The sequence below is a fragment of the Mycobacterium sp. genome (assembly GCF_035506235.1).
In the GTDB taxonomy this organism is placed as follows: Bacteria; Actinomycetota; Actinomycetes; order Mycobacteriales; family Mycobacteriaceae; genus Mycobacterium.
This window is the reverse complement of sequence record NZ_DATJPU010000196.1, coordinates 1-7,626: the sequence shown is the minus strand read 5'-3', so window position 1 is coordinate 7,626 and position 7,626 is coordinate 1. Positions and strand designations below refer to the sequence as shown.

The window sequence follows — 7,626 nt, the reverse complement described above, 5'->3', positions numbered from 1 at the left end:
GACCATGTCCACGGTGAAGGATGCGGCCATGTCGCGATCCCGCACCGGGATCACGTCGACTATGTGCACGACGGGTGCCGGCACGCGGCTCACGGCGAGCATTACGACGAGCACTGACGGCTACGCATTACCCCCTGTGGTGGTGCCCGTTGATGACACGGGCATAAAGGCTCAGTCCAGCCGGTAGCGGATCAGCCGGGAGCTGTTGGCCACCACCGCCACCGAGGACGCGTTGTGCAGGATCGCGGCCAGCACCGGCGACAACGCGCCGCCCGCGCCGATGACGAGCCCGGCGGCGTTGACCGCGATGGACATGCCGTAGTTCTCGCGGATCACGTCGACGGCGCGGGCCCCCAGGTCGCGCACGTCGAGCAGGCGGTGCAGGTCGTCGTTGGACAGCGCCACATCGGCGGTCTCGACGGCCACGTCGGTTCCGGCCAGGCCCATGGCGATCCCGATGTCGGCGGCCGCCAGCGCGGGGGCGTCGTTGACGCCGTCGCCGACCATGCCGACGACGAAGCCCTCGCCCTGCAGCCCGCGCACCACCTCGAGCTTGTCCTCCGGCATCACCTCGGCGCGCCACTCCTCGATGCCGAGCTCGCCGGCGACCACCTCGGCGATCTCGGGATGGTCGCCGGTGAGCATCACGATCCGGCGAATCCCGTTGGCCCGCAGCTCTTTGAGCACCTCGACGGCCTCGGGCCGCACTTCGTCGCGCAGGCTGATCAACCCCACCAGCGTCCCGTCCACGGCGAGCAGCAGCGGGGTCTCGGCCTGGCGGCGCAGCTTGTCCACCCATTCCGAGGCCTTCTTCGACACCTTGACCTTCTCGGCGCGCAGCAGCGACGGACTGCCCAGCAGCAGGGTGCGGCCGTCGGCCCACGTGCGCATGCCCAGGCCCACCAGCACCTCGCACTCCTCATGCGGCGGGATGCTGATACGGCGTTCCTCCGTCGAGCGGATCACCGCTTCGGCCAGCGGATGACGCGAGTGGATCTCCGAGCTGGCCGCATACGCCAGCACCTGCTCGGGCTCCCAATCCTTATGCATCGCAACGATATTGGTGACCACCGGCCGCCCGACGGTCAGCGTCCCGGTCTTGTCGAACACGATCGCGTCGACCCGGCCGGCCTGTTCGAGGTGCGATCCGCCCTTGATCAGGATGCCGCGGCGTGCACCGTTGCCGATCGCCGCGCTGATCGCGGTCGGGGTCGACAGGCCCACCGCGCAGGGGCAGGCGATCAACAGCATGGTCATCGCGCGGCGGACATCGCCGGTGACCGCCAGGGTGACGGCCGACACGATGAACGAGGTGGGAACGAAACGGCGGGAGAAGTTCTCGCCGACCGTCTGGATCGGCGCCCGGTCGAGCTGAGCCTCCTCGACCCGGGTGATGATGCGCCCGATCGCGGTTTGATTGCCGACGGCGCGGGCGCACACCACCAGCCGTCCGCGCACCACGACCGACCCGGCGTGCACGGATGCCCCGACCACGACAACAACCGGCAGGTTCTCCCCGGTGATCGCGGACTGGTCGACGATCGCCTCACCCTCGACCACGTCGCCGTCCACCGGGATCGCGACGTGGTCGTGGACCACCACCTCGTCGCCGATCTGCACGGTGTCGATCGGCACCTGAACCTCGGTGCCCGCTTGAGGCCCGTCCGTCAGCCGAATCCAGGCCGTGTCCTGGTTGCCGCGCAGCAGCTCGGAAATGGCCCGCCGGGTCCGCCGCAGGGTCAGGTCCTGCAGGTACTCGCCGATGTTGAGCAGCCACAGCACGGTCAGAGCGACCACGTTCTCACGCAACACCAGGCTCGCCACGGTCGCCGCCGACACCAGCGCATCGGTGCCGGCCCGCCCGGACCGCAGCGAACGCAGCGCACCCCGCAGGAACGGATAGCCGGTGAAGACGGTCACGCCGGTCGCGAACGTCCGGCCGCTCGGGCCGAGCAGCGGCGGCCGGGCGAACACGTAGCGGCGCACCCCGAGCAGGGCCAGCGCCGCACCACCGATCACCATGCGAAGGACATCGGTGTTGCGGATCTCCGACGAATGCGGCGGGCGCGCCGGGATCAGCTCCGCGGCGACCTGGGCGGCGCCTTCGATTGCCGCCAGCACCGCCGGGCGGTCGCAGCGCCGGGGCGAATACCACACGACCACCGATCCGGTGCGAGGGTAAGCGTGCACGGTGCGCACCCCGTCTTGCTTGGCGACGGCCTCCTCGACCGCCACCGCACGCCGGGAATCGCCCCGCACCCACCCGACCGAAACCCGCATGCGCCCGGCCGCATCCGAAACCACCAGCAGCTCAGGGTCGCCTGCGGTGTCTACGTCGGGGAGCGCAGCAATGTCGGCGGACATGCACGCCCGATCAGTGCTCGTGCTGGTGGACGTCGGCGACCGCCGGCGCGGGCGCCTCCTCGCCGATGCGTTCGCGGGCCTCGGCCATGACGTCGGCGATCTTCAGCCGCGCCGACTCCGCGGCCTCCTCCGCCTTGCGCGTCCCGCGCAACCCCACCTCCGCCGCCGACACCGCGGTCGCATGCAGCGGCGCCTTGGCCACGGCCTTGCGCACCACCTCGTAGGCCGTCACGCCGACCAGGCCGGTGACCACCGCCGATGCCGCCTTTGCCAGTAGCCCGTGGACCGCCATTGCCTGAACCTCCCGGTCTGTCGGCACAAACACGTTAGCGAATATCTCCAGGAAGCTAACATAATGGTATTGCGATATCAGTATGAATTGCTGCTGCTCCGCCGTCACAGCTCCGACGGCTTCGGCGATGCGAATGCGACACCGCGTTACCGAAACCCGGTACCTGGCCGGTGACTTGGCAACGAGCAGACACTGCAGCCTCCTTGACCCCGTGTGCGCTTAATTTGAAAATTGTTTCCGAAAAGCGTCATCGGAGACGGTACCGTACGCGCACCTCTAATGAAAATGATTACCAACATGGGGACTGATGCGGACGCCCGTCATCCTGATCGCCGGCCAGAAGGACACCGACCCGGTCGTGGGGCGCTGGTCGTCGAGCACCGTTTCGACGGTCACGTGGTGCGCCGCATGATGGTGACGCTGCAGCATGGAGTGTTGAGGCCACGGAGACTGCGCTCGAACTCGCGCACGGGTGCGTGTCGTGCACCATCCGCAAACGACCTTCTCGCGCTGTTGCGTCAACTGCACCGCCGACGAAATCGACGTGACGATGCTGCGCCGACCCGGCCGCGCCGCCACCCCGCACTAGTTGAGCAGATCCTGGCCGACGTCTTCGCCCTTCCCGGCGTTACCGATATGAACGACGGGTATAACCGGACGATTCTGAGCCAATCCCTCTGGGGCAACGGGTTTCATAGATGTGCCGGAGTCGTGGAACCCAGGTACGCCGCAATGCCCTGGGTGACCGCTGATGCGTAGCGCGACCGCCCCTCTGCGCTGGCCAGAACCGCGGCCTCGGCGGTGTTCTTCATATTGCCGAGTTCGATCAGGACCGACGGATAGCGGGCCAGGTTCAGACCGGCCAGGTCGGCGCGCCCGTACAACCCGTTGGTGCCGCGGTACGTGGACGGCCGCAGTCCCGCGCTAACCAACTGATCGCGCATGACGTGGGCGAAGCGGACCGCAGGTCCTGCCTGGGCCTCGTTGAGCGGCGGGCTGGAATAGTTGACGTGAAAGCCCTGCCCATCCGGCGGTCCGCCGTCGGCGTGGATGCTCACGATCGCATCGGGCTGCAGGGCGTTGGCCATCGCGGCGCGCTGATCCACACACGGACCCAACGCGTTGTCGTTTCCGCGTGACATCGCGGTCCGCACACCGAGCGCCGTCAACGCCGCGCGAATGCGCAGCACCACATCCCAGTTGAAGCTGTGCTCGGGGTAACCGGCGTCGGTGGAGGTACCAGTGGTTTGGCACTCCTTGGTACCCCCGCGGCCATTGGTCACCTGCTCATTTATCGAGGCGTCGTTGGCGCCGTTGTGGCCAGGATCCAGGAACACCATCCGGCCCGCGATCGCCGACGTCGCACCGGCCGTCGGTGCGCCCACCAGCGGCACCGTCGGCAGGCTCAACAACACCGGAGCGCTGGCTGCGTACTTGAGCACATCGCGGCGCGGTACCGTGCCCCGGCATCGCGATCGGATCGATGAACCGTTGTCCTGCATAGCCCCACCGTAGGCAGTCAACCGTCAAACTCGGATCGACGGGCGCGAGCGTTGCTGAAATGTGTCTTTAAGACGAGACCCGATGAGGGACCGGTTACCGCAACCCGCGCAGCCGCTCTCGGCAATTGCCTGGGTGCGTCGACGCGAACGTGACGGCCGACCCCGGTGTGTTGAAGTCGAGTTGTGGGCTACCGGAGCCAGCGGTGGGCCGACACGTGGCCTCTGCCAGGTGCGAGTCCTCTTAATGATAATGACAATCATTGTGGACAACGCTTACCGGAGACGGTACATTCAGGCCGTCTTAATGATAATCGTTTTCAATACCGGGAGGGCCAACGCGTATTCAGTTGGTCCTTGTGGCCGCTCAGGGGGACAGCGACCGCGTGGCAGGCACGCCCTAGCACGACCACAGCCCTCGGGCTCGGCTTATTTTCGGGAGGAGAACTCTGATGATTTATGTCACTGCGCAGCCGGAAATGCTGGCCGCCGCCGCGAGCCACCTGCAGTTGCTTGGCTCGTCGCTGGCCGCCCAGAATGCTGCCAACGCAGCCCCGATGACTGGGGTGGTGCCCGCCGCCGCCGATGAGGTGTCGGCGTTGACGGCGGCACAATTCGCAAGCCACGCCCAGACGTTTCAGGCGGTGAGTGCCCAAGCCAACGCGATACACGAGGCGTTTGTGGCCACCTTGCAGACCAGCGCCGGATCGTACGCGGCCACCGAGGCAGCCAACGCGGCCGCGACCCGCTGAGCGCCCAGAGCGACCAATGCTAGATTTCGCGGCGTTACCGCCGGAAATTAACTCGGCCAGAATGTATTCCGGCCCCGGATCGGGGCCGATGCTGGCCGCCGCCGCTGCATGGACCACGATGGCCGCTGAAATGCGTTCGGCGGCAGCCGGTTACGGTTCGGTGGTTTCGGAGCTGACCAGCGGGGGCTGGCTGGGTCCGTCGTCGATGTCGATGTCGGTCGCGGCCGCACCCTACCTGGCGTGGCTGAGCACCACCGCCACCCAGGCCGAGCAGGCCAGCACCCAAGCCAACGCGGCGGCGACCGCCTACGAGTCCGCGTTTGCCATGACGGTGCCCCCGCCGGTCATCGCAGCCAACCGGACTCAGCTGGCGACGCTGGTCGCGACCAACATTTTCGGGCAAAACACCCCGGCGATCGCGGCCACCGAGGCCGAATACACCGAAATGTGGGCACAAGATGCCGCCGCGATGAACGGCTATGCCGGCTCCTCGGCAACCGCATCGCAGTTGACGCCGTTCGCCTCGCCACAGACGAACACCACCCCCGACGGAGTGGCCCTACAAAACCAGGCGGTCACCCAAGCGGCCCAGACGCCGGCGGGGACAGCGAACTCGGTGGTATCCACCAACACTGCCGCTGCCGACCCCACCTCCGGATCGTTCACCGGATACCTGACGGGTTTGCTGGACGGGTCGGACAACTCAGCGCTGGGGAACTTCCTGCAAAGTAACTTCTTTGCCGGCTCGGTCGTCAACGGTTCGATTGCCGGCGGCCCGTTCAACCCTCAATTAATCCTGGCAACGGCAGTGGGGGCCCTGGGGACGCGGGCCACGACGATGTCGGGCCTGGGCGACTTCGCCGCCGGCGCCGAAGGTGCCACGTCGGCCGCCAGCCTGGCATCCAACACGGTGGGGTCAGCGGGTCTGACCGGCGCGACTGCTGGGCTTGGCCACGCGAGTCTGGTGGGTTCGATGTCGGTGCCACCAACCTGGACCAACGCAGCCACGATCAGCCCCGCTCAAACGGCAGTGCCGGCCAGTGGCGTCAGTGGCTTAAGTGACGTCGGGACATCCCCGGCGGCGGGCGGGCCGGGAGGCGTTGCGGGACCGATGGGTGGTACGGGCAGGCGACTACGCCGCGCCATCCCGAAATACGGGTTCCGTCCCGTCGTCATGCCCCGTCCCCCGGCCGCCGGATAAGAGACTTCAGGAGAAGACGTCATGTCGCTTTTTGCGGGCTTGCCGCCGGAAATCACCTCGGCCAGGATGTATTCCGGCCCCGGATCGGGATCGATGCTGGCCGCCGCGGCCGCGTGGAACGCCATTTCTGCTGAAATGCGATCCGCGGCAACCGATTATGGATCGGTGATCGCGGCGCTCGCCAGCGAGGGCTGGCTCGGCCCGTCCTCGACGAGGATGTCGGCGGCGATCGCACCGTATCTCGAGTGGCTGAGCACCACCGCCGTGCAGGCTGAGCAGACCGGCGCTCAAGCCAACGCGGCCGCAGCCGCCTATGAGGCCGCGTTTGCCGCGACGGTGCCCCCGCCGGTCGTTGCGGCCAACCGCAGTCAGCTGGCGAACCTGGTGGCGAGCAACATTTTCGGCCAAAACGCCGGGGCGATCGCGGCCACCGAGGCCCAATACGGCGAGATGTGGGCTCAAGATGCCTCCGCGATGACCAGCTACACCACCGCCTCGCGCGCAGCGACCCAAATGACGCCGTTTAGCCAACCACAGTCCGACACCACCCCCGGCGCAACAGCTTTGCAGGCCAACGCGGTTCTCAACGCCACCAACAACGCCGCGGCCGCCGCCACCAGTTCTTCGAGCAGCATTTTTGCGCCCGGCTCGGGTTCATCGACCACCGGACTCGCCGGACTGTTGAATATTCTCAGCAATTCCAACGAGAATCTGTTGGGAGCCTTCCTCAACAACAACTCCGTCTCAAACCTCTCTAATGGCTTCACCACCAACGGAATTCTGAACCCGACGACATTCGTCGATTCGATGGTGCTGCTCAACGGCCTGGGTGCAACAGGCGCTACCACGTCGGGTCTGGAGGATCTGGCCGCCGGTCTTGGTAATGCCGGGTCGCTGGCGTCGGCAGTGAGCGTGCCCGGTGCGGCGGCAACAGCGGGGGTGGGACAGGCGAGCCTGGTTGGGGCTTTATCGGTCCCGCAGGCCTGGAGCGCCACCGGAGCAGCGATCGCCCCGGTTGCGGCGACGACTCAGGTCGGGGCGAGGGCGTACCACAGCTTTGGCGCCGCCACCCCGATGGTGATGGAAGAGGCTGGGGCGGTGGGTATGCCCGGGATGCCCCTGGGAGGCATTCCAGGTTCGCGGGAGGATGAGTTCGCGGACCCGATTTATGGATTCCGTCCCCGCTTCGTCGGGCGCCCACCCGCGGCCGGTTAGCGACAGCGACCCCGCGATATGAAAGTCCTACCCTTTCTGGCCAGCGTCGTCGCCTTACTCGGCGTGGCCATACCAGCCCGCGCCGACTCCGATGACGATAGCTTCCTCGCCGCGCTCGCCCAGGCGGGCATCAGCTACAAGAGCCCGGAGAAAGCCATTACCGCGGGCCAAAAGGTATGCGACTTGGCCAACTCCGGTACCTCACAGCTCGACATCGTCAGAGACATCCGCGATCTCAACCCCGGATTCACCATGGCCAGTGCCGCCAAGTTCGCCCAAGCGGCCGCCAGCGTCTACTGCCCC

The 7,626-nt window shown here is 67.0% G+C and carries 7 protein-coding genes and 2 pseudogenes; 5 read left to right on the top strand and 4 right to left on the bottom strand.

Translation table 11 applies throughout. The features are described from left to right. Positions 1 to 171 precede the first annotated feature (171 nt). The 3 genes and pseudogenes from ctpC to VMD50_RS18450 all read right to left on the bottom strand — a co-directional run. Positions 172 to 2,364: a manganese-exporting P-type ATPase CtpC gene (gene ctpC, locus VMD50_RS18460; RefSeq protein ID WP_325429373.1), complete on the bottom strand. Its 2,193-nt coding sequence runs from the start codon at positions 2,362 to 2,364 to the stop codon at positions 172 to 174. Between the two features lie 10 nt (positions 2,365 to 2,374). After that, positions 2,375 to 2,656 carry a DUF1490 family protein gene (locus VMD50_RS18455; RefSeq protein WP_325429371.1) on the bottom strand — a complete coding sequence of 94 codons (282 nt, stop codon included), beginning with the start codon at positions 2,654 to 2,656 and terminating at the stop codon, positions 2,375 to 2,377. A 112-nt stretch (positions 2,657 to 2,768) separates the two neighbouring features. Next, positions 2,769 to 2,849: pseudogene (locus VMD50_RS18450) on the bottom strand (large ribosomal subunit protein bL28); the annotation flags it as partial. 114 nt (positions 2,850 to 2,963) lie between these two features. Between VMD50_RS18450 and VMD50_RS18445 the strand changes: the two are divergent. Then, positions 2,964 to 3,196, top strand: a pseudogene (locus tag VMD50_RS18445) (GTP-binding protein); the annotation flags it as partial. Between the two features lie 152 nt (positions 3,197 to 3,348). Here VMD50_RS18445 and VMD50_RS18440 read toward each other — a convergent pair. Next, on the bottom strand, positions 3,349 to 4,098 hold the full coding sequence (locus VMD50_RS18440; protein WP_414686114.1) for an Rv3717 family N-acetylmuramoyl-L-alanine amidase: 750 nt from the start codon (positions 4,096 to 4,098) through the stop codon (positions 3,349 to 3,351). A gap of 509 nt (positions 4,099 to 4,607) precedes the next feature. Here VMD50_RS18440 and VMD50_RS18435 point away from each other — a divergent pair. From VMD50_RS18435 to VMD50_RS18420, 4 genes are all read left to right on the top strand, one after another. Then, on the top strand, positions 4,608 to 4,907 hold the full coding sequence (locus VMD50_RS18435; protein WP_325429369.1) for a PE family protein: 300 nt from the start codon (positions 4,608 to 4,610) through the stop codon (positions 4,905 to 4,907). Positions 4,908 to 4,923: 16 nt separating this feature from the next. Next, on the top strand, positions 4,924 to 6,108 hold the full coding sequence (locus tag VMD50_RS18430) for a PPE family protein (RefSeq protein ID WP_325429367.1): 1,185 nt from the start codon (positions 4,924 to 4,926) through the stop codon (positions 6,106 to 6,108). Positions 6,109 to 6,129: 21 nt separating this feature from the next. Further along, entirely contained in the window at positions 6,130 to 7,323 is a 1,194-nt protein-coding gene (locus VMD50_RS18425) for a PPE family protein (RefSeq protein ID WP_325429365.1), read from the top strand. Between the two features lie 18 nt (positions 7,324 to 7,341). Further along, positions 7,342 to 7,626, top strand: a 285-nt coding sequence (locus VMD50_RS18420) for a DUF732 domain-containing protein (RefSeq protein WP_325429363.1), incomplete at its 3' end; no start/stop codon positions are given.